General features: G+C 55.4%; 19 protein-coding genes. 11 read left to right on the top strand and 8 right to left on the bottom strand.

Going from position 1 to position 20,638, the window contains the following annotated elements:
* Positions 1 to 21: 21 nt before the first annotated feature.
* The 3 genes from sigX to JQ845_RS00705 all read left to right on the top strand — a co-directional run bounded on the left by sigX (position 22) and on the right by JQ845_RS00705 (position 2,883).
* Positions 22 to 612, top strand: a complete 591-nt coding sequence (gene sigX / locus JQ845_RS00715) for an RNA polymerase sigma factor SigX (protein WP_029612359.1) — start codon at positions 22 to 24, stop codon at positions 610 to 612.
* A 107-nt stretch (positions 613 to 719) separates the two neighbouring features.
* Positions 720 to 1,694: an OmpA family protein gene (locus JQ845_RS00710; protein ID WP_003441173.1), complete on the top strand. Its 975-nt coding sequence runs from the start codon at positions 720 to 722 to the stop codon at positions 1,692 to 1,694.
* A 163-nt stretch (positions 1,695 to 1,857) separates the two neighbouring features.
* Complete coding sequence (locus JQ845_RS00705) at positions 1,858 to 2,883, top strand: quinone-dependent dihydroorotate dehydrogenase (protein WP_003441176.1); 1,026 nt, start codon at positions 1,858 to 1,860, stop codon at positions 2,881 to 2,883.
* A 144-nt stretch (positions 2,884 to 3,027) separates the two neighbouring features.
* Here the strand turns inward: JQ845_RS00705 and rmf are convergent, their stop codons facing one another.
* Positions 3,028 to 3,243 carry a ribosome modulation factor gene (gene rmf, locus JQ845_RS00700; RefSeq protein ID WP_003441178.1) on the bottom strand — a complete coding sequence of 72 codons (216 nt, stop codon included), beginning with the start codon at positions 3,241 to 3,243 and terminating at the stop codon, positions 3,028 to 3,030.
* Positions 3,244 to 3,784: 541 nt separating this feature from the next.
* Between rmf and rlmKL the strand changes: the two genes are divergently transcribed.
* Positions 3,785 to 6,055 carry a bifunctional 23S rRNA (guanine(2069)-N(7))-methyltransferase RlmK/23S rRNA (guanine(2445)-N(2))-methyltransferase RlmL gene (gene rlmKL / locus JQ845_RS00695; RefSeq protein ID WP_003441183.1) on the top strand — a complete coding sequence of 757 codons (2,271 nt, stop codon included), beginning with the start codon at positions 3,785 to 3,787 and terminating at the stop codon, positions 6,053 to 6,055.
* A 115-nt stretch (positions 6,056 to 6,170) separates the two neighbouring features.
* Here rlmKL and dacB read toward each other — a convergent pair whose 3' ends face one another.
* Entirely contained in the window at positions 6,171 to 7,637 is a 1,467-nt protein-coding gene (dacB, locus tag JQ845_RS00690) for a D-alanyl-D-alanine carboxypeptidase/D-alanyl-D-alanine endopeptidase (protein WP_003441186.1), read from the bottom strand.
* 232 nt (positions 7,638 to 7,869) lie between these two features.
* Here dacB and JQ845_RS00685 point away from each other — a divergent pair, with 232 nt between their 5' ends.
* Positions 7,870 to 8,214: a YggL family protein gene (locus JQ845_RS00685; RefSeq protein ID WP_003441192.1), complete on the top strand. Its 345-nt coding sequence runs from the start codon at positions 7,870 to 7,872 to the stop codon at positions 8,212 to 8,214.
* Positions 8,215 to 8,361: 147 nt separating this feature from the next.
* On the opposite strand, the gene JQ845_RS00680 is transcribed toward JQ845_RS00685, so the two are convergent.
* From JQ845_RS00680 to JQ845_RS00670, 3 genes are read right to left on the bottom strand one after another with little or no spacing between them, the layout of a single operon-like run.
* Positions 8,362 to 8,943, bottom strand: a complete 582-nt coding sequence (locus tag JQ845_RS00680) for a cob(I)yrinic acid a,c-diamide adenosyltransferase (RefSeq protein ID WP_003441193.1) — start codon at positions 8,941 to 8,943, stop codon at positions 8,362 to 8,364.
* 2 nt (positions 8,944 to 8,945) lie between these two features.
* Positions 8,946 to 10,982 carry a sensor histidine kinase gene (locus tag JQ845_RS00675; RefSeq protein WP_003441194.1) on the bottom strand — a complete coding sequence of 679 codons (2,037 nt, stop codon included), beginning with the start codon at positions 10,980 to 10,982 and terminating at the stop codon, positions 8,946 to 8,948.
* A 46-nt stretch (positions 10,983 to 11,028) separates the two neighbouring features.
* Positions 11,029 to 11,946 (bottom strand): putative 2-dehydropantoate 2-reductase, encoded by a 918-nt coding sequence (locus JQ845_RS00670; RefSeq protein ID WP_160628432.1) that lies wholly within the window; start codon positions 11,944 to 11,946, stop codon positions 11,029 to 11,031.
* A 152-nt stretch (positions 11,947 to 12,098) separates the two neighbouring features.
* Here JQ845_RS00670 and JQ845_RS00665 point away from each other — a divergent pair, with 152 nt between their 5' ends.
* Both JQ845_RS00665 and JQ845_RS00660 read left to right on the top strand, forming a co-directional pair.
* Positions 12,099 to 12,584, top strand: coding sequence for a YajQ family cyclic di-GMP-binding protein (locus JQ845_RS00665; protein ID WP_003441196.1), 486 nt, complete (start codon positions 12,099 to 12,101; stop codon positions 12,582 to 12,584).
* Positions 12,585 to 12,707: 123 nt separating this feature from the next.
* Entirely contained in the window at positions 12,708 to 13,550 is an 843-nt protein-coding gene (locus JQ845_RS00660; protein ID WP_003441197.1) for a mechanosensitive ion channel family protein, read from the top strand.
* 242 nt (positions 13,551 to 13,792) lie between these two features.
* Here the strand turns inward: JQ845_RS00660 and JQ845_RS00655 are convergent, their stop codons facing one another.
* Together JQ845_RS00655 and JQ845_RS00650 are read right to left on the bottom strand one after the other, a co-directional pair.
* A complete protein-coding gene (locus tag JQ845_RS00655) occupies positions 13,793 to 15,076 on the bottom strand; it encodes an OprD family porin (RefSeq protein WP_003441206.1) in 1,284 nt (427 codons plus the stop codon).
* Between the two features lie 359 nt (positions 15,077 to 15,435).
* On the bottom strand, positions 15,436 to 15,663 hold the full coding sequence (locus tag JQ845_RS00650) for a hypothetical protein (protein ID WP_127196581.1): 228 nt from the start codon (positions 15,661 to 15,663) through the stop codon (positions 15,436 to 15,438).
* Between the two features lie 197 nt (positions 15,664 to 15,860).
* Between JQ845_RS00650 and JQ845_RS00645 the strand changes: the two genes are divergently transcribed.
* Entirely contained in the window at positions 15,861 to 16,289 is a 429-nt protein-coding gene (locus JQ845_RS00645) for an HIT domain-containing protein (protein ID WP_010655858.1), read from the top strand.
* Positions 16,289 to 16,495: a SlyX family protein gene (locus tag JQ845_RS00640; RefSeq protein WP_003441212.1), complete on the top strand. Its 207-nt coding sequence runs from the start codon at positions 16,289 to 16,291 to the stop codon at positions 16,493 to 16,495. Before JQ845_RS00645 ends, JQ845_RS00640 begins: the two co-directional genes overlap by 1 nt.
* 65 nt (positions 16,496 to 16,560) lie before the next feature.
* Here the strand turns inward: JQ845_RS00640 and JQ845_RS23165 are convergent, their stop codons facing one another.
* Positions 16,561 to 17,163 carry a cold-shock protein gene (locus tag JQ845_RS23165; protein ID WP_127196579.1) on the bottom strand — a complete coding sequence of 201 codons (603 nt, stop codon included), beginning with the start codon at positions 17,161 to 17,163 and terminating at the stop codon, positions 16,561 to 16,563.
* A 1,326-nt stretch (positions 17,164 to 18,489) separates the two neighbouring features.
* Here JQ845_RS23165 and JQ845_RS00630 point away from each other — a divergent pair.
* Both JQ845_RS00630 and aspS read left to right on the top strand, forming a co-directional pair.
* The gene (locus JQ845_RS00630) at positions 18,490 to 18,711 is read left to right on the top strand and encodes an FmdB family zinc ribbon protein (RefSeq protein WP_003441220.1); all 222 of its coding nucleotides are present in this window, start codon (positions 18,490 to 18,492) and stop codon (positions 18,709 to 18,711) included.
* Positions 18,712 to 18,820: 109 nt separating this feature from the next.
* Entirely contained in the window at positions 18,821 to 20,596 is a 1,776-nt protein-coding gene (gene aspS, locus JQ845_RS00625) for an aspartate--tRNA ligase (RefSeq protein ID WP_029612355.1), read from the top strand.
* Positions 20,597 to 20,638 lie beyond the last annotated feature (42 nt).

Raw genomic sequence — 20,638 nt, 5'->3', positions numbered from 1 at the left:
TGACTGTCGGCACGACTCGTTTTGAATAAAGCCCAATCGCTATCCATGCGCTACGACCCCCGCGAGCTCTCTGATGAGGAGTTGGTGGCGCGCGCGCATGATGAGTTGTTTCACGTCACGCGCGCCTATGAAGAACTGATGCGACGCTATCAGCGCACCTTGTTCAACGTTTGTTCAAGATATTTAGGGAACGATAGGGACGCTGATGATGTCTGTCAGGAAGTGATGCTAAAGGTGCTGTATGGTCTGAAGAATTTCGAGGGCAAATCGAAATTCAAAACATGGCTATATAGTATTACTTACAACGAATGTATTACGCAGTATCGAAAGGAACGGCGAAAGCGTCGCTTGATGGACGCATTAAGTATTGACCCCCTCGAGGAAGCGTCCGAAGAAAAGGCGCCGAAACCTGAGGAAAAGGGCGGACTTGATCGCTGGCTGGTGCATGTGAACCCGATAGATCGTGAAATTTTAGTGCTGCGTTTTGTCGCAGAACTGGAATTTCAGGAAATCGCAGACATAATGCATATGGGTTTGAGTGCGACAAAGATGCGTTACAAGCGTGCTCTTGATAAATTACGTGAGAAATTTGCAGGTATTGCTGAAACTTAGTTCAGCGCAAATTGCTCTACGTGTAGGCAAGGTCTGATAGACTTGTCGCCGAGTTGTCCCCCGGATATGTGGGACTGCTTTACAATCACCAGATGGGGATTTAACGGATGAAACTGAAAAACACCTTGGGCATTGCCATTGGTTCCTTTGTAGCCGCAACTTCGTTCGGTGCCCTGGCACAAGGCCAAGGCGCGGTCGAGGGTGAACTGTTCTACAAAAAACAGTACAACGACAGCGTCAAGTCCGTAGAAGACGGTTACAACCCAGGCGCATCGATCGGTTACTTCCTGACCGACGACGTTTCGTTGAACCTGACCTACGACACGACTAACCACACCCGTTCCACCAAGGGTGACCATCAGAAAATCAAAGGCGACAACTTTGGTCTGAACGCTCAGTACCACTTCGGCACCGTAGGTGACGCTCTGCGTCCATACGTTTCCGGCGGTGTTGCTCACAAGAGCATGACCGGCGTTGAGGCCAATGGCCACAGCGGTCGCGACAAGTCGACTTTCCTGACTGCAGGCGCTGGTGTTAAGTGGTACATCACTGACAACCTGTTCGCCCGTGCAGGCGTTGAAGCTGACTACAAACTGGACAACGGCAAGTGGGACTACGCTCCTACCGTTGGCCTGGGTGTGAACTTCGGCGGCAACGGCGGTAAAGTTGCTCCTGCTCCAGTTCCAGCGCCAGCACCAGTTGCTGAGCCAGAGCCAGAAGCTCCGATCGCTGAAGTGGTTCGCGTTGAACTTGACGTGAAATTCGACTTCGACAAGTCGGTTGTTAAATCGCAGTACATGCCTGACATCAACAACGTTGCTGATTTCATGAAGCAGTACCCTGCGACCAACACTACTGTTGCTGGTTACACTGACAGCATCGGTCCAGACGCCTACAACCAAAAACTGTCGCAACGTCGTGCTGACGCTGTTCGTGCAGCTCTGGTTAACCAAGGTGTTGCAGCTAACCGTGTAGACGCTGTTGGTCACGGTGAAGCTAACCCAGTTGCAAGCAACGCAACTGAAGAAGGCCGTGCTCTGAACCGTCGCGTAGAAGCTACCGTTCAAGCAGAAGCTAAGTAATTTTTAGCTAGGCTGTTCAGAAAAACCCGGCTTAGGCCGGGTTTTTCTTTGCCTGCGATTTAGCCCGGCAGGGGCATTGTGATGCGTCTGCCCCTCGCTTGCGCAGGGGATGCGCGGCTATAATCGCGCCCCTATTCAAGTCATCTTCGAGACCATTGAGCCCATGTATAACCTGGCCCGCCAGTTGCTCTTCAAACTATCCCCAGAAACCTCTCACGATCTGTCCCTGGATTTGATCGGTGCGGGTGGCCGTCTGGGGCTCAACAGTTTGTTGTGCAAGACACCGGCAAAACTGCCAGTGACCGTCATGGGACTCGATTTTCCGAACCCGGTGGGGTTGGCGGCAGGTCTCGATAAAAATGGTGCGGCCATTGATGGCTTTGCACAGCTGGGTTTTGGCTTCGTCGAGATTGGTACGGTTACGCCGCGCCCTCAGCCAGGCAACCCGAAACCGAGAATCTTTCGATTGCCTGAAGCACAGGCAATCATCAATCGTATGGGGTTTAACAACCTTGGGGTTGATCACCTGCTGACGCGGGTTCAGGCTGCCAGGTACAGCGGTATTCTGGGCATCAATATTGGCAAGAACTTCGATACACCGGTTGAGCGCGCAGTCGACGACTACCTGATCTGCCTGGACAAGGTGTATACCCACGCCAGCTATGTAACGGTCAACGTCAGTTCGCCGAATACACCTGGATTGCGCAGCCTGCAATTCGGTGATTCGCTCAAGCAATTGCTTGAAGCCCTACAACTGCGTCAGAACGAACTGACGCAACGCCACGGCAAACGAGTACCGCTGGCGATCAAGATTGCCCCGGACATGACTGACGAAGAAACCGTCCTGGTAGCCCAGGCACTGCTTGAGACGGGGATGGATGCAGTGATTGCGACCAACACCACCCTGAGTCGTGTCGGGGTTGAGGGTATGGAGCATGGTGACGAGGCCGGTGGTCTGTCTGGCGCGCCGGTTCGCGACAAGAGCACCCATACGGTCAAGGTACTGGCGGCAGAGCTGGCAGGGCGCATGCCGATCATTGCCGCCGGCGGGATCACTGAAGGCAAGTACGCAGCCGAGAAAATCGCTGCTGGTGCTAGCCTGGTCCAGCTCTACTCGGGCTTTATCTACAAGGGGCCAGCCTTGATTCGTGAGTCGGTCGACGCCATTTCTGCTCTGGTTCGAAAATAACAGTTTGCAAAAGGGTAATTGCGTCGACAGGCAGGCATAAAAAAGGGCTCCCAAAAGGAGCCCTTGGGCCGAAGCCCGCCGCCCGGATAGGACGGCATGGTTAAGTCGTTACATCTTCGAGGTGATGTCGGATTATGCCCGGTGTTAGCCGACGGCGTGGAGTTCGTTGAGTTTGTGGATGCCCGCAGTGCCAGTCATACCGTCCCAGTTGTCGCCGCGTCCTTCGCGCCAGCCGTTAATCCAGGCTTGGCGTACCGACGGTAGAGTAAAAGGGCAAAGCTCACGGGACTTTCCATGAACGCCGTATTGATATCCGCGTATAAAAGCTTTTTCCAACGGATCACGCTTAAGTCTTCTCATAGGGTGTTGCCCTCACTTGTTGACTGTTTTATATAGCGTCGACCTACCAAGGGTCGGGGCAGAGTGTTCTGCCGTTGGTGTGCTCGCTGCCGGCGTGGCGAGCATTTTGTTGGCGCCTGTGCGGCGACAACCTAGGTTCAGTTCTAACCAATGCGCCAAGGCGTGTGAATGATCGTTTTGTCATAAGGACGTAACGATAATGGTGTTAAGGCCATAAGAGCGGCTGCTTTTGCATGGCCGGTTTCGCCCAAAGCCTGATAGGGCGAGTGTTTACAAAGATGATGTGTTTCATTCTCTGCTGCGAATACCTATCCATAGCGCTGGGAGACTATTCGACGAAGGGTCTGATCATGACCATTTGTTTCTCGATGAATGACCTGCCTCTGCGTCTAAACTCTTCGTGCCTCAGGGCATGACTGATCGCGGGGGTGGAACGGCACAGTTTCGTGCCACACGAGCGCTCTTCAAGAAAAGCGCTTGATTGAAAACGGAGCAGGCAATGCGTTGTCTGCTCACTGATAGCTAAAAGCTCAGGAATCCCATGTCGGATCGTTACGAATTCTTCCTTACTTGTCCCAAAGGCCTTGAAGGCCTTCTCCTTGAGGAGGCTACCGGCCTTGGTCTTGAGGAAGCCCGCGAGCACACCTCGGCCATTCGTGGCATGGCAACTATGGAAACTGCCTACCGCCTGTGCCTCTGGTCGCGTCTTGCCAACCGAGTGTTGCTGGTGCTCAAGCGCTTCCCGATGAAAGATGCGGAAGACCTGTACCACGGTGTGCTGGATATCGAATGGCAAGACCATATGGTTCCGGACGGCACCCTCGCCGTTGAATTCAGTGGCCATGGCTCAGGCATCGATAACACCCACTTTGGCGCCCTGAAAGTTAAAGACGCCATCGTCGACAAGCTGCGCACGCCGTCCGGCGAGCGTCCTTCCATCGACAAGATCAGTCCCGATATTCGCATTCACTTGCGCCTTGATCGCGGCGAAGCGATTTTGTCCCTGGACTTGTCGGGCAGCAGCTTGCACCAGCGCGGCTACCGTCTGCAGCAAGGTGCTGCACCGCTGAAAGAAAACCTGGCAGCAGCCATTTTGATCCGTGCCGGATGGCCGCGTATGGCCGCCGAAGGCGCAGCCCTGGCTGACCCGATGTGCGGTGTGGGTACCTTCCTGGTCGAAGGCGCGATGATTGCTGCCGATATGGCGCCAAACCTCAACCGTATTCACTGGGGTTTTGACGCCTGGCTGGGCCATGTGCCGGCGATCTGGAAGAAGCTGCATGAAGAAGCCACTGCGCGTGCAGAGGCCGGCATGGCCAAACCGCCGTTGTGGATTCGTGGTTATGAAGCTGATCCGCGTCTGATCCAGCCTGCCCGCAACAACATTGAACGTGCGGGCTTGAGTCACTGGATCAAGATCTACCAGGGTGAAGTCGCGACCTTTGAGCCGCGTCCTGATCAGAACCAGAAAGGTCTGGTTATCTGTAACCCTCCGTACGGCGAGCGTCTGGGGGATGAGGCTAGCTTGCTCTATCTCTACCAGAACCTTGGCGAGCGCCTGCGTCAGGCCTGTCTGAACTGGGAAGCGGCAGTGTTTACCGGCGCCCCGGATCTGGGCAAGCGCATGGGTATTCGCAGTCACAAACAGTATTCGTTCTGGAACGGCGCCTTGCCGTGCAAGTTGTTGCTGATCAAGGTCGTCCCGGATCAGTTCGTCACTGGCGAGCGCCGCACGCCTGAGCAGCGTCAGGCTGAGCGTGAGCAGGTCGAATCTGATCTGCCGTCCAACATCGAAGCTCCGGGCAAGTACGAGAAGTTCAACAAGAACGGCAACCCGATCAAGCCGGCTCCTGTGGTGATCGAGCAGCCGCGCTTGAGCGAAGGCGGGCAGATGTTTGCCAACCGTCTGCAAAAGAACCTCAAAGCGCTGGGCAAGTGGGTCAAGCGCGAAGGTATTGATTGCTACCGTGTATACGACGCCGATATGCCTGAGTACTCGATGGCTATCGACCTGTATCACGACTGGGTTCACGTCCAGGAATACGTTGCGCCAAAATCCATCGATCCGGAAAAAGCCTCGGCCCGTATGTTCGATGCCCTGGCGGCGATTCCGCAGGCGCTGAACATCGATAAAAGCCGCGTCATCGTCAAACGTCGCGAGCGCCAGAGCGGCACCAAGCAGTACGAGCGTCAAAGCGCCCAGGGCAAGTTCACTGAGGTCAATGAGGGTGGCGTGAAGCTGCTGGTGAACCTCACGGACTATCTGGACACCGGGTTGTTCCTTGACCACCGCCCGATGCGGATGCGCATTCAGAAAGAAGCGGCCGGCAAGCGCTTCCTCAATCTGTACTGCTACACCGCAACCGCCAGCGTTCACGCGGCCAAGGGCGGCGCACGCAGCACTACCAGCGTCGACCTGTCGAAAACATACCTGGACTGGGCGCGACGCAACTTGTCCCTTAACGGTTTCTCGGACAAGAACCGTCTGGAGCAGGGCGATGTGATGGCGTGGCTGGATGCCTGCCGTGAAGAGTACGACCTGATCTTTATCGATCCGCCGACCTTCTCCAACTCCAAGCGCATGGAAGGCATCTTCGATGTCCAGCGTGATCATGTGCAGTTGCTGGACCTGGCCATGGCGCGTCTGGCGCCGGGTGGCGTGTTGTACTTCTCGAACAACTTCCGCAAATTCATCCTCGATGAAAATCTGGAAGCGCGTTATGCGGTAGAAGAAATTACCGCCAGCACCATCGATCCGGACTTTGCCCGCAACAGCAAAATCCACCGTGCCTGGAAAATCACGGCTCGTTAAGAGCAGTGACACCGGCATAAATAAAAACGCCCCCGATCTTGTGATCGGGGGCGTTTTTTATTGTGGGCTAAATGCCCGCGGCGCTACAGAATCATAGTGGCTATGGCCTGCAAATTTATTGCGCGATAGATACCGAGCTGTTGGCCAGGGCAGGCTGGCGATACAGGTCGAGCAGTACCTGGTCGAGAATCGATGAAGCGCCCCATGGGCGAGGGTCGTTGAGGATGGCCACGACTGCCCATGTATGACCGTTGCTGTCGCGGCTAAAGCCTGAAATCGCGCGCACGGTATTGAGGGTGCCGGTTTTGATATGGGCCTGGCCGTTCATGGCTGTGGTTTTCAGACGTTTACGCATGGTGCCGTCTTTACCGGCAATGGGCATAGAGCTGATGAACTCGGCCGCATACGGACTTTTCCAGGCGGCCTGGAGCATTTGCGCCATTTCCCGCGCGCTGACTCGTTCGGCCCGTGACAGTCCGGAGCCGTTCTCCATGACCAGATGGGGCGCAGTAATGCCTTTCTTGGCCAGCCACTGGCGTATGACACGCTGTGCAGCCTTGGCGTCGTCACCATCGGCATCGCTACGGAACTGCGCGCCCAGGCTCAGGAACAGTTGCTGGGCCATGGTGTTGTTACTGTACTTGTTGATGTCGCGAATGATCTCTGCCAGATCCGGTGAGTAGGCCCGGGCCAGCAATTTGGCATTTTTGGGCACGGCGGCCTGACGGTTCTGCCCCTGAATGCTGCCGCCCAGTTCTTTCCAGATGGCGCGTACCGCACCGGCGGTATAAGTCGCATGGTCGAGTAAGGACAGGTAGGTCTGGGAGTTGCAGCCATCGGCCAGCTGGCCGCTGACGGTGACCAGGACCGACCCGTCGGCCTGGGTAACGGGGTTGTAGCGAACATCACCCGTGCATTGCTTGGTGTTGACGGCCTTTACCTGATTGTCGATCCGGATGCTGGCAATCGGTGGTTCGACCGAGATCAGCACCTTGCCGGCATCATTGCGTGCAACAAAGCGCAGGGCTTTAAGGTTGACCATCAGTGAGTCGGGTTTGACCAGGAACGGTTTGTTCTTGTCGTTACCGTCGTCATCAAACACCGGCAGCTGTGGTTGCTCGAAGAAACTGCGGTCAAGCACCAGGTCGCCAGTGATTTGCTGCACGCCGTTGGCTCGCAGGTCGCGCATCAGCAGCCAGAGTTTTTCCATGTTCAGCTTGGGATCGCCACCACCCTTGAGGTACAGGTTGCCCTGCAGGATGCCGTTGCTCAGGGTGCCGTCGGTATAGAACTCGGTTTTCCACTGATGGGTCGGGCCGAGCATTTCCAGGGCCGCGTAGGTGGTCACCAGCTTCATGGTGGAGGCGGGGTTCATCGATACGTCGGCATTGAAGACTGTTGGAGTGCCGGGGCCATCCAGGGGGATCATGACCAATGACAGTGCATCGTTTTGCAGCTTGTTGGTCTTGAGGGCTTGCTGGACTTTTGGCGAAAGGGTGGTGTTGACGGGGGCGGCGTTGGCGCCGAAGGCGAGCGGCAAAAACAGGCTGGCCAGAAGCAATGGTCGTAAAGATTTGATCATATGAAGTAAAACCCTGCAGGCGAGGGGAGAAAATAAGAGGGCATGATAAATAAGCCCTCGATAGTCATAAAAGTATCGGCATTATGCCCCAAGGTCAGCGGGCTTGTGCATCGCTGTGATGCAGGTATTGGCTGATTAAATACAGAAAACGATGAACCGTTCACATGGAACCGGGCAACTGCGGCCTTAAGCTGCTAAAGTGCCGCCCGTAATTACTTATGAGGATTGTTCAATGGCTACTAATCGTTCCCAGCGTCTGCGCAAAAAACTGTGCGTTGATGAATTTCAGGAGCTGGGTTTTGAGCTGAACCTGGATTTCAAAGAAGACCTGTCGGAAGAGGCTATCGATGCATTCCTCGCAGCGTTTTTGAAAGAAGCCATGGAAGCTAACGGTCTGGGCTATGTTGGCGGCGACGACTACGGTCTGGTTTGCCTGCAGAAGCGCGGCTCGGTCAGCGAAGAGCAGCGTGCCGCTGTTGAAGCCTGGTTGAAAGCTCGCCCAGAGCTGACCAGCGTTGAAGTTAGCCCGCTGTTGGACGTGTGGTACCCGGAAAAGCCAATCAATCCGGTAGCCTGATGTCAAATGAAGGCAGCCCCAGTGGCTGCCTTCATGTTTTACCCCCGCCTGCATCTGGCCCGCTTCGGGCAACGCTTTACTCTCTTTCTGCTTTTTGACCGCAACCTTGTGCGTGACTTCGCGCGGGTGGCACTTTTTGAGCTGCCATCAAGCCCCGGGCTTTGCTGCTGCCTGCCATAGAATTTCAGCGATCCCCTGCCGCTTGGCGATCAGGCGGGCTGCGACGAACAGTAAATCTGACAGACGGTTGATATACGCCAGGCCTGCCCCGGTCATGGGCTCAACTGCATTGAGTTGTTGGCAGCGACGTTCGGCACTGCGTGCCAGGCTGCGACAAACATGAGCTTGCGCGATCAGGCTCGAGCCGCCGGGCAGAATGAAGTTTTCCAGCGGGCCCAGTTCTTCGTTCCAGCGGTCAATCGCCGCTTCAAGTCTTTCGATTTCAAGGTTGTCGAGCGCCTGGTAGGCCGGCATGGCCAACTCGCCGCCCAGATCAAACAGCCGATGCTGACACGGCTCAAGTACTTCAATCAGCTCATTGAGCCCCGGGCATTGCGCGCTGTGCTCGGTGAGTCCGGCCAGCAACAGGCCGACCTGGCTGTTAAGGCTGTCGACCTCACCAATGGCTTCTATTCGCGGATGGTCCTTGGGGACACGGCGCCCGTCACCCAGGCCGGTTTCGCCCTTGTCGCCCGTGCGGGTATAAATTTTCGATAAACGAAAGCCCATGTCTAGAGTTCCACCTTGGTTGATTCCTGTGCGGCTATCAGGTTACCAGCCAACGGCAGGCGCAGGGTAAAGCAGGTGCCCTGACCCAGGGTTGAATGCACTTCCATTTGGCCCTTGTGGTTGTTGGTAATGATGAAGTACGACACTGACAGGCCGAGCCCTGTGCCCTGGCCAACTTCCTTGGTGGTAAAGAAGGGTTCGAAAATCCGTTTGCGCACGTGCTCCGGCATGCCGACGCCGTTATCTTCAACCTGTATTTGCGCCCACGGCGGGTTGAGCTTGGTACGCAGGATGATGCGTCCCGGTTCGCGCTTGTCGGTGCGCTGGTGAATCGCTTGGGCGGCGTTTTTCAGCAGGTTCAGCAACACCTGTTCAAGCTCGTTGGGAATAACGGGCACGGGGCCTAGCTGCGGATCGAACTGGCGCGTAACGGCGTGTCCCTTGAAGTCAAAGCCAATGCTCAGGTCAAAGTCATTGCTGGCGATATCTATGGCCTGATCGATGAGCGCAGACAAATCGCAGGGGCTCATTTGTCGATTGCTGCGCCGGCTGAAACTCAGCATGTGGGTGACGATTTTTGCGGCTCTGGCCCCTGCCTGCTGGATGCCATCCAGCAGTTTGGGTACTTCACGGGCTTGCAGGTAGCGATTGATAGCCTCCAGTTCTATACCGGCCTGCTGCGCCTGTTCCACATTCTTTGGCAGGTCGCTGGACAAGCGCCGGCGAATGTTCTGCACGTTATGCAGGATGGCGCCCAGCGGATTATTGATTTCGTGTGCCATGCCGGCGGCCAAGCCGCCCACGGAGAGCATCTTCTCGGATTGCACCATCATGTCTTCCAGTGACAGGCGCTGGGTAATGTCGTCAATCCGGATAACCACACCGCGGCCGCCACCGCCCATCAGCGGGTAGAACGTCAGAGCATAGTGCCGTGCATCTTCGCCCTGGCCCCAGGTCACGCGTTCAATTTTAGCGACCCTGTGGTTTTCGATGGTGTCCTTGAGCTGTGGCAGGAAGGGCTGGAGGGGTTCGAAGGCAAGGTCAATCGGCTGATTCAAGGCTTCATCCAGTTGCGTTCCCGAGAGTACGCTGGCCTCCTGATTCCACTGGGTGACATAGAGTTGTTCGTCCAGAGCGATCAGGGCTGAAGGCATGGAGTCGATAATACTGTTCAGGTATTTCTGAAACCCGGTCAGTTTTTTCTCGATTTTGCTGCGTACCTGGACTTCCAGCTCCAGCTTGCGATTGGTGTTGCGGGTTTCTTCTGCGAGTGCCTGCGCTTGATCGTACGCTGCTTGTGCTTCATCCCGCGCACGCTTGAGTTCCTGTTCACGCGCTTCAATGCGCGACAGCATGGTGTTGAATGCCTCGGCGAGGCTGCCGATTTCGTCGTTGTTGCCCGGCGCTGCGCGTAAGGCGTAGTTCTCTTCCCGGGTGACCTGGCGCGACAGCTCTTCAAGTCGGTAAATGGGTTGGGTAATCAGGCGTTTGATCTGCCGGGCAATCACGAACCAGAGCAAGGTGCTGAAGATCAAAATCCCCAGGCTGGCGGTGAGTGTGCCGGTGTAAAACGCCATGGGCAGTTCGCTGCTGGCGACCAGCAGTAAATGCCCTGGAGGGCCCTGGTCCCGGGGGAGTTTCGCGAGTTGATTGCTGCGCAGTTCGGTCAGGCGCCAGGCTTCGATCTGGCGGTAGTGCTCGGGCAGCGGCAGGTGCTCTCCGTGCTGCAATTGCGCCAGAAGATTACCCGCACTGTCATAAATCGCAGCGGCCCGCAGAGGGGCGTAGCTGCCAATTTCCTCAAGCAGGGCTTCGGCGTTGTGTTCGGAGTCCAGTGCGTGAGCGATAAGTGCGGGTTTCGACGCCAGCTGCCCCAGTGTCTGCAAGGCCTGTGGTGCAGTGCTCTCGTGGGAGATCCAGTACGCAGCACTGATAAACGTCAGGTTGGCCACCAGCAACACGGTAGCCAGCAATACGAGGAGGGCGGCCAGCAACTTCTGGCCTACCGGGAGGTTTTCAAGGCGCTGGCGCAAGGGCATGGGTCGTCGCATTCAAGAAGAACAAGGCCGCAGAGTAGCGCGGGCCTCAGTTGCAGGGCAATCCACGCTGCTTCAAGTGATTGCTGAGCCGCTGTTGCAGCGCCTGCAAGTGCGGGGCCGCGAGTTGGTGATTGGCAGCGGCTGCGCAGGCATAGCCCAGCAGATAGCTGATTTCGGTGCGCCGGCCTTGGGTGACATCCTGGTGCATGGAAGAAAAGTTGTTGGCAGTGGCCTGGATGACGCGGTTGACTTCGGCAGTCAAATCGATCGCCGCCTCAGGGTGTCCGCAATCTTCAAGCAAGCGACTGAGTTCGGTGCACAGCGTGCCGACTTCGCCACTGTGTGCCTGCAAACCGCCGTTACGACAGTCGTGCAGTACGGTCAGTGGATTGATCGCACAGTTAAGGGCCAGTTTTCGCCATAAACGGCTCAGAATATTCGGGCTCCACTGGTGGGCTATGCCGCTGCGCTGCAGTTCTTCAAGCCATTGCGGTGCTTCGCCGCCGCTGGTATCTCCCAGCCATGTCTGGCCTTGGCCGGCAAACACTACGCGCCAGTCGCTCTGGCGAAATGCGCCTTCAGTGCTTGAGGCAAAGATGCAGCGGTTGCGTGGGACAAGGTCGGCGACGATTTGCTGACTGCCAAGGCCATTCTGCAACAGGATCAGTTCGGCATCGGGGCTGAGCCGTCCGGCAATCTGCCTGACGGCGTGCTCTGCGTCATAGGCCTTGCAGGTCACCAGCAGACGCTGAACTGGCTCGTCGGTCTCGGGTGTTTGGGCGCGGATGGGTATCAGTTGCGAGTGCTCACCTTCAACTAAAGTTACCCCCTGTGCCGCTTGATAGGCTTGCAGGCGCGCGCCGTTGCGCAGGATCAGCGTGACAGGCAGGCCGGCACGCGCCAGTCGCGCGGCCCACAGCATGCCCATGCTCCCGGCGCCGAGAATGTGCCACGGCGTCGGCATATTGGAGGAGGTTTGAGGCAAGGCCGAATTTGGCATGTGTACTCGCAAGTGAATGAAGTCGAAGAACCGCTATAATGCCCGCGCATTTTAACTGTCAGGTCAGGCGTGCTCCATCTGTGTTGAGCGCGCCCTTTATTATTGGAGAAAACTACATGCCGTCGTTCGACGTGGTATCCGAACTGGACAAGCACGAAGTCACCAACGCCGTTGAAAACGCGGTCAAGGAGCTGGATCGTCGTTATGACCTCAAGGGTAAGGGTACTTTTGAGTTCAAGGAGAAGGACCTGACCGTGAACTTGACCGCCGAGGCTGACTTTCAGCTGGAAGCGATGATCGAGATTCTCAAGCTGGCCCTGATCAAGCGCAAGATTGATGCGCAATGCCTTGAGATCAAGGATGCCTACGCTTCTGGCAAATTGATGAAGCAGGAAGCCGTATTGAAGGAAGGCATCGACAAGGAGCTGGCGAAGAAAATCGTTGCTCACGTCAAGGACGCCAAGCTCAAGGTTCAAGCTTCCATTCAGGGCGAGCAAGTGCGTATCACTGGCAAGAAGCGTGACGATTTGCAAGAAGCGATCGCTGCACTGCGGGCCAAAACCTTCGATATGCCGCTGCAGTTCAATAACTTCCGTGACTGAATACGGGGGAACCTATGGCGATTATCTACGTCCGATTTTCCCTGGACCTGCAAAAACGATTGAGCTGTTCTATCGTCTCGCTGAACGAATGAAGTCGCCGGATATGGGTGCAAGGAGATACAAGTGGATTTGAATGCTGAAGTTGATCAGTTGATCAAGGCCTCACAGGCCTGGATCCCGATGATTATGGAATACGGCAGCCGTGTGCTGCTGGCAGTGATCACCCTGGCGGTAGGCTGGTGGTTGATCAACCGGTTGACGGCAAAACTGGCGCACTTGCTGGCGTTGAGGAAGGCTGATCTGGCGTTGCAGGGTTTCATCAGCAGCCTGGTCAATATCATTCTCAAGGTGTTGCTGGTTGTTAGCGTTGCCTCAATGATTGGCATCCAGACCACGTCGTTCGTCGCGGCCATTGGTGCGGCAGGCCTGGCTATTGGCCTGGCGTTGCAGGGCAGCCTGGCGAACTTTGCCGGCGGAGTGCTTATTCTGTTGTTCCGTCCGTTCAAGATCGGTGACTGGATTGAAGCGCAAAGCGTGAGCGGAACCGTCGATAGCATTCAGATCTTCCACACGGTGTTGCGTACCGGTGACAACAAAACCGTGATCGTGCCAAACGGTAATCTGTCCAACGGCATCATCACCAACTACAACCGTCAACCGACACGCAAGGTGGTGTTTGACGTCGGTGTTGATTACGACGCGGATCTGCAGAAGGTGCGTGAGGTGCTGCTGATGCTGGCAGATGATCCGCGGGTACTTAAAGATCCGGCCCCGGTGGTGGTGGTATCCGCCCTGGGTGAGAGTGCTATCACGATGTCGCTGCGGGTTTGGGTGGATACGCCCAATTACTGGGATGTTCTGTTCATGTTCAACGAGCACGCACGTGATCGCCTGCGGGCCGAGGGTGTGGACATTCCGTTTCCTCAGCGAGTCATCCGTATGGTTCAGGAAGTGGCTGCGAACTAATACTGCGCACCACACTTGATCATCAGGTGCAGGAACAATTAAAGGGGCGAATATGCCCCTTTATTTGTTTTAGTACCTTCATACGGATCGATGGGGGCAGGGGCCAAGAAGTTGTTGGTTGCCGGGTTGTTAGTTAGCTTGCTATATATACTTTGCCCCGGGCAATAAAAAACCACGCCCCTGAGGCAGGGGCGTGGTTTTTACTAAACACAGTACTTGTAACTAAAGCCCGAAGGCATCGATTACAGGATGTTCAGTGGGTACTCAGCGATCAGGCGAACGTCGTTGACGTCATTGCCGTAGTTGCTGGTGGTGCGGTAAATAGCGCTACGCAGACGGAAAGACAGGTCTTTGGCCGGGCCTTCCTGCAGCACGTACTTGGTTTCGAAGTCGAACTCGTGCTCTTTACCTTCACCGTCATTGGTGGAGATGTTGGTGCCTCGAACGTAGCGAGCCATGAAGCTCAGGCCTGGAACGCCGTAGCTGGCCATGTTCAGGTCATAACGACCCTGCCAGGACTGCTCGTCTTTGGCGTTAAAGTCGGAGTACTGCACGGAGTTGGCGAGGAAAATGGTGCCGCCGCCGTCTACGCCGTAGTAGTAACCGCTGTCACCGGTGGAGCGCTGGTGAGCAATGGTGAACTTGTGGGCGCCGAGGCTATAGGCAGCTGCCAAGCTCCAGATTTTGTTGTCTACGTTGCCAGCCAGTTCCTGGCCTTGGCTCGAAGTTCTGTAGCCGTTGAGGTCGAAGTTCAGGGCTTGAGAGTCTGCGATCGGCAGGGTGTAGTTCAGGTTGATGTACTGCTTCTTGAAGTAGTCATCAACATCGGATGCCGCCACACCACCGACAAGGTTGTCGGTGAACTGGTAGGTTGCGCCAGCAATGTTGGCAGAGGTCAGGCCAGGCTGGCCTGGGCCGTTGATGCTGTCACGAGCCATGCCAGTTTGCGAGCTCAGCGCTGTGAAGCGGCCGGCGCTCAGTTCCAGACCCTTGATTTCCTTGCTGGTGAGCAAGGTGCCGGTAGCTACTTCTGGCAGCAAACGGCTGTCATCGGTAGAGAAAACCGGGCTGGCAACAAACTGGTTGCCGTATTTCAGAACGGTATCGGAAAGACGGAATTTTACAGCACCGCCGATTTTCGATTGGGTATCTTCCGGAGAACCGTCGCCCTTGGTAGCGAACAGGCCGTTGCCCTGGCGACCAGCGCCGCCGTCCAGGCGTACTGTGCCCATGGCGAAAGCGTCAACACCGACACCGACGGTGCCCTGGGTGAAGCCGGACTGGTAGTTGAGCAGTTCGCTCAGGCCCCAGTCTTCGCGGTAGCCGCTTTTGAAGCCGCCACCTGGCTTGGCGATGTTGCCAGCGCCGTTACGGAAATCACGGTTCATGTACAGCATGCGAGTTTTGGAAGTCAGCGTGCTGTCTTCAATGAAACCTTTAGCATCGTCCTGCGATGAGGCCATTGCGAACTGGGTAGTACCGGCTGAAACAGCCAGGGCGATCATGCTCCACTTCATCACGCGCATCGTGATTTGCTCCTTTGGTTTTTAGGAAGAGTACTGCCGTCCCACCTGAATTATTATCTGGGGCGGCTCTTTCTTTTTGTGTCGGCGCAAACTTATATCACGCCGGCCATGTTGGCGATACTTGCTCTCATAAGCATTCAGTTTCTTTACAGCTGTGTCGCAAATTGCTACCCCGCATGTCGCAGGCGCATAGCTGTATGCCGTTTTTCAGCATGTTTAAAGTGCTGTTTACAGCTGTGGCTACATGGAAACTACGTTGCGCCTACACATTTAAATCCCGGATTCTAGCGGCGCAGCTATTGTTATTTATCGCCCGGTGACCGCACTCCGGCAGACACTTGGACGACTGTGTCAGTGGCTTATGCAACAAGCATGCTCAAATTACCCAATAGCTCGAAAAATATTTTTTTGGGCATTTCCAGTCTGAAAATCCAGACGCTGCTTGGGTTAAACGGGAATATTGCAGGGCTGGCTGCCAGTTTTTCCGTTGTAAAGGCCAGGTTCTGGCGCAGGGAAACACCTGAAACGTTACCGGTAAACACCTGTTGGGGTGGTCGGTGACGTTTTGGTGCACTAAAAACATTCATATTGTGCGTTTTTGGTGCACAAGTGTTTGATGACTGTTGATTGAGCCTTTGTTGCTGCGCTGCTGGTGGAAATCAATGCTTGCTGCCGTGATGTATGGAGCAATCAAGGGTATCCTGCAGCTCTTTCGCCTGGCGGTTGATACGTGTCGTCAGGCGCCGGTTGAACTGAAACTGCCCGTTGAACAGGAGAACACCCAGTGTTCGTTTTGGATACACGCCTTCACGAGGATACCTGGCTGATAGGGGACTTCCCCTTGTGCCGTCTGTTGCTCTCCAATGATTCGAATTATCCCTGGTTTATTTTGGTGCCACGGCGCGAGGGTATAAGTGAATTGTTTCAATTGGATGAACATGATCAGCAGTTGATGTGGGCTGAGACAACAGCCCTGGCGCGGACGCTGAAGGATGCATTCGGCGCGGACAAAATGAATGTCGCGACGCTGGGTAATGTTGTCAGCCAGCTGCACATGCACGTCATTGTTCGGTACCAGGCCGATGTTGCATGGCCCGGTCCGGTCTGGGGCAAGCACCCGGCAAAGCCGTATACCCAGGCAGAGGTGGGCGCGATCCAGGACAAGTTGAAGTCGGTCCTTGGTGTCGAGTTCACTTTTTCAGAGGTGCAATGATGACCCTTGAGGCGCGGGTAATGGACCTTGAGAGCCGTCTGGCTTTTCAGGATGACACCATTCAGGCATTGAATGATGTGCTGGTGATGCAGCAAAACGCCGTCGACCGTTTGCAAATGCAGATGGCTGCGCTGCTCAAGCGCCAGGAAGAAATGGGCGGACAGTTCGAATCATTTGAGGAAGAAGCTCCGCCGCCGCATTATTGATTTTTGAACAGGCAATAAAAAACCGCGATCAGCCAGGGCTGGATCGCGGTTTTTTTTTGCTGAAATTAGCGGCGTGGCAACGCTGCAATTACATCTTCAGCTTGTAGGCCTTTATCGCGGTTCATCACCGAGAACTCGACACGTTGTCCTTCCACCAGTACCCGGTGACCTTCGCCGCGAATGGCGCGAAAGTGGACAAAAATGTCATCCCCGGAGTCGCGGGAAATAAAGCCGAACCCCTTGGAGGTGTTGAACCACTTTACAGTGCCTGTATCGCGGTTGGTCATGTCATAGCTTTGCGAAGTCGACGAAGGTGATGATTTGTAGAAGCTGACTACAAGATGCAGCAACACGGCAATTACAGCAGGAACGAGACTGATCAAAATTGCTGGCTGATCGCCGATCGGCAACAACAGGCCGAACAGGGTCAGGGTTTGCAGGACAACAGACAGCACCAATAGAGCGCTGACCAGATTTTGCAGTTGATGACGGGGGCCTTTATTCCAGAACGGAATGACTGGAGCCAGTGTCAGGTTAAGGAGACCAAAAAAAGCCAGATACAGAGCATCGGCGTGTTGCAGGTAAGGTATAGCTTCAGGTTGCAGGCTAGGAATGAAGGACAGCAGCAATGCAGCTGCGCCCGTTAGCAGGTGGACGATTTTCAACATTTCAATAAACTCACATTTAAGACGGATCGCAAGGAAGAGCTGATTGCGTACGGTTCGCTTCTGAAAATGATGGAGGCGCTAGACACGTACGGGCATCAGCCTATGCGCCGTCGCCAGAGGCTTGACGAAGGCGACACGCCGCCTATTTAACAGCAAAGCTTGGGCCTTCTCAAATTAAGCGTATTGATGGGATGTTGATGTGATTGCACAGCACATGATGATCCCCCGCGTTTTTTAGTGGTAGAGCCTTGTTCTAGAGGTGTGCAGCCCATTTCAGGCGGCATCTGATGGCGTCGGGTGATTGTGGCTGGTTACAGCATCCTATGCCGATGTTGGTACAGGCATGACCGTTGGTCATATTTCCAGGGGGCAGAGCCCTGGAAGGAGTTGTATTTATAATCTGCTATGAATTGACAAAAATAATGGGTTGCTCAAGTACTGAAAGTGTCGTGCTGGCTCGTATTTAAACTATGAGTGATAGGGGGCTTGTAGTATGTGATTTAAAAGGTGGTGCTTGAGTGCCGAGCATGATCTGGATGAGTACGGTTTTGTGTTTTTTTGATCATGCATAAAGTGTCAGTTGTCGCTGCGGGCGGGTATTTTTTAACGCTGAAGTACCAGACGTTGAGTGGGGGTATTGTATTTTCCTTAACTGTTCTGGATGGGCGCGAGGGCTTTAGCCTGGTCGTTCCCGGTTAGTTTGCTCAGGGGTTCATGTTCTTTGGTCGGGCCCGGGCGCGCATGCCGCCTTGAGAGGCTTGCGGTCTGTGTTTCATAAGGGGTTGTTTCAAAAAAAACCACCTTTGATTGTGCTGGATGTTGATTGATATTGGCGCAGAAGTGCAGGGCGCAGGGCGGGATGGATGTTTGTATTTTTTGATTTCGAAAAGAACTTGCCCTGGCCCCTTTCCAGTTTGGTCTGGCTGGAGGACTGTCGCCGGTTTGCCGATATATATCAGCAGGTGGGGTTTTATATTGAGGGTAAGAACCGTTGCTTGATAAATTCCTGGCGTTCTTGCATTGATCGGGAAGTTGATAGTGGGGCATGGAGGGTGCAAGACGTTGACTGCCTCATTGGGTTGGCATGTACCCAGGCTCGGAGAGCTTCTCCCGAAGCTGCCGAAAAATACCGGTTTGCCGGGCGATTCGGGGTGTGGCGCCGGAGCAGTTTGTTCGGTGGCTTGTAATCTTTTGCGAATCATGGTGCCTTTAAGGTCTTATGGCTGTTCATGCGGCTGCAATGGCTCGATTTACCAGATATAATCTCGCGCTTTGCTGCGTAACCCTCCTTATGGGTTGCCGCTAACGGATTGTCGAGACACGCCAATGCCCATGTACGATTACCAGTGCGCTTCCTGTGGTCATCAACTGGAAGCCATTCAAAAGATCAGTGACTCGCCACTGGTTGATTGTCCTGCCTGTCAGGCCCCTGAGCTGAAGAAAATGCTGTCCATGCCAGGCTTCCGCCTTAGCGGCACCGGCTGGTATGAAACAGACTTCAAGACAGGCTCGAAAAAGAATCTGGCAGGCGGCGACAAATCCGACTGAGGCTGAACCAAAGCAGTCTGAACACAAGCGGGCTCTTGCATTGTTACCAGCACTGACGGTGCGCAAGACCTCCACCGAATTTCGAATTACGAGAAGTGAAACCACTACCATGATGCGCAGCCATTATTGCGGCCAACTGAACGAAAGCCTGGAAGGCCAGGAAATTACCCTTTGCGGATGGGTCCATCGTCGCCGTGACCACGGTGGGGTGATTTTCCTCGATATCCGTGATCGTGATGGTCTGGCCCAGGTGGTGTTTGACCCGGATCGCGCCGAGACCTTCGCCGCCGCAGACCGTGTGCGCAGCGAGTACGTGGTCAAGGTCACCGGCAAGGTGCGCTTGCGTCCGGCCGGTGCCGGCAACGCCAACATGGCCTCGGGCATGATCGAAGTACTGGGCTACGAGCTGGAAGTCTTGAACGAAGCGGAAACCCCGCCGTTCCCGCTCAACGAATTCTCCGACGTCGGCGAAGAAACCCGTCTGCGCTATCGCTTTATCGATCTGCGTCGCCCGGAAATGCTCGAGAAGTTGCGTCTGCGCTCGCGCATGACCACCAGCATCCGTCGCTTCCTGGACGAGAACGGCTTCCTGGACGTCGAAACACCGATCCTGACCCGTGCCACACCGGAAGGCGCGCGTGACTATCTGGTGCCAAGCCGTACCCACGCCGGCTCCTTCTTTGCTCTGCCGCAATCGCCGCAGCTGTTCAAGCAGTTGTTGATGGTTGCCGGCTTTGACCGCTACTACCAGATCGCCAAGTGCTTCCGTGACGAAGACCTGCGTGCCGACCGTCAGCCTGAGTTCACTCAGATCGACATCGAAACCAGCTTCATGAACGAAGCCGAGATCATGGGTCTGACCGAAGAAATGATCCGCAACCTGTTCAAGGAAGTGCTGGGTCTGGAATTCGGTGAATTCCCGCACATGACCTGGGAAGAGGCCATGCGCCGCTTCGGCTCCGACAAGCCTGACCTGCGTAACCCGCTGGAACTGGTTGACGTTGCCGATCAGCTTAAAGATGTGGAATTCAAGGTGTTCAGCGGCCCGGCCAACGACCCTAAATGCCGTATTGCCGCCTTGCGCGTTCCTGGCGGCGCGAGCATGCCGCGTAAACAGATCGACGACTACACCAAGTTTGTCGGCATCTACGGTGCCCGTGGCCTGGCGTACATCAAGGTCAACGAGCGCGCCAAAGGTGTTGAAGGTCTGCAATCGCCGATCGTCAAGAACATCCCTGAGGCCAACCTCAATGTGATCCTCGATCGCGTCGGTGCGGTTGATGGTGACATCGTGTTCTTCGGTGCCGACAAGGCCAAGATCGTTAGCGAAGCGCTGGGTGCACTGCGTATCAAGGTCGGTAACGATCTGAACCTGCTGACCTGTGAGTGGGCTCCGATGTGGGTTGTCGATTTCCCGATGTTCGAAGAGAACACCGACGGCAGCTTCAGCGCCTTGCATCACCCGTTCACCGCACCCAAGTGCTCGCCTGAAGAGCTGGAGGCCAACCCGGCCACCGCGCTGTCCCGTGCCTACGACATGGTGCTCAACGGTACCGAATTGGGTGGCGGTTCGATCCGTATTCACCGCAAGGAAATGCAACAGGCGGTCTTCCGTCTGTTGGGTATCGGTGAAGCCGAGCAGGAAGAGAAATTTGGCTTCCTGCTGGATGCCCTGAAATACGGCGCGCCACCCCATGGTGGTCTGGCGTTCGGTCTGGATCGTCTGGTGATGCTGATGACCGGTGCCCAGTCGATTCGTGAAGTCATTGCCTTCCCGAAAACCCAGAGCGCTGCCTGCGTCATGACTCAGGCTCCTGGTGTAGTTGATGCCAAGGCACTGAGCGAGTTGCACATTCGTTTGCGCGAACAGCCTAAGGCTGAGTAAAGCTGACCTGCAAAGGCGCATCTCCGGATGCGCCTTTGCTAT

The sequence above is a fragment of the Pseudomonas paraversuta genome (assembly GCF_904063065.1).
Classification (GTDB): domain Bacteria; phylum Pseudomonadota; class Gammaproteobacteria; order Pseudomonadales; family Pseudomonadaceae; genus Aquipseudomonas; species Aquipseudomonas paraversuta.
Note: the sequence above shows the minus strand (reverse complement) of the source record. Positions and strands in the feature narration are given on the sequence as shown.

What these genes read in the sequence shown, in the direction of transcription:
- JQ845_RS00710 (WP_003441173.1), top strand. Translation starts at nt 720, where the DNA reads ATGAAACTGAAAAACACCTTGGGCATTGCCATTGGTTCCTTTGTAGCC.
- JQ845_RS00705 (WP_003441176.1), top strand. Translation starts at nt 1,858, where the DNA reads ATGTATAACCTGGCCCGCCAGTTGCTCTTCAAACTATCCCCAGAAACC.
- rmf (WP_003441178.1), bottom strand. Translation starts at nt 3,243, where the DNA reads ATGAGAAGACTTAAGCGTGATCCGTTGGAAAAAGCTTTTATACGCGGA.
- rlmKL (WP_003441183.1), top strand. Translation starts at nt 3,785, where the DNA reads ATGTCGGATCGTTACGAATTCTTCCTTACTTGTCCCAAAGGCCTTGAA.
- dacB (WP_003441186.1), bottom strand. Translation starts at nt 7,637, where the DNA reads ATGATCAAATCTTTACGACCATTGCTTCTGGCCAGCCTGTTTTTGCCG.
- JQ845_RS00685 (WP_003441192.1), top strand. Translation starts at nt 7,870, where the DNA reads ATGGCTACTAATCGTTCCCAGCGTCTGCGCAAAAAACTGTGCGTTGAT.
- JQ845_RS00680 (WP_003441193.1), bottom strand. Translation starts at nt 8,943, where the DNA reads ATGGGCTTTCGTTTATCGAAAATTTATACCCGCACGGGCGACAAGGGC.
- JQ845_RS00675 (WP_003441194.1), bottom strand. Translation starts at nt 10,982, where the DNA reads ATGCCCTTGCGCCAGCGCCTTGAAAACCTCCCGGTAGGCCAGAAGTTG.
- JQ845_RS00670 (WP_160628432.1), bottom strand. Translation starts at nt 11,946, where the DNA reads ATGCCGACGCCGTGGCACATTCTCGGCGCCGGGAGCATGGGCATGCTG.
- JQ845_RS00665 (WP_003441196.1), top strand. Translation starts at nt 12,099, where the DNA reads ATGCCGTCGTTCGACGTGGTATCCGAACTGGACAAGCACGAAGTCACC.
- JQ845_RS00655 (WP_003441206.1), bottom strand. Translation starts at nt 15,076, where the DNA reads ATGCGCGTGATGAAGTGGAGCATGATCGCCCTGGCTGTTTCAGCCGGT.
- JQ845_RS00650 (WP_127196581.1), bottom strand. Translation starts at nt 15,663, where the DNA reads ATGAATGTTTTTAGTGCACCAAAACGTCACCGACCACCCCAACAGGTG.
- JQ845_RS00640 (WP_003441212.1), top strand. Translation starts at nt 16,289, where the DNA reads ATGACCCTTGAGGCGCGGGTAATGGACCTTGAGAGCCGTCTGGCTTTT.
- JQ845_RS23165 (WP_127196579.1), bottom strand. Translation starts at nt 17,163, where the DNA reads ATGTTGAAAATCGTCCACCTGCTAACGGGCGCAGCTGCATTGCTGCTG.
- JQ845_RS00630 (WP_003441220.1), top strand. Translation starts at nt 18,490, where the DNA reads ATGCCCATGTACGATTACCAGTGCGCTTCCTGTGGTCATCAACTGGAA.
- aspS (WP_029612355.1), top strand. Translation starts at nt 18,821, where the DNA reads ATGATGCGCAGCCATTATTGCGGCCAACTGAACGAAAGCCTGGAAGGC.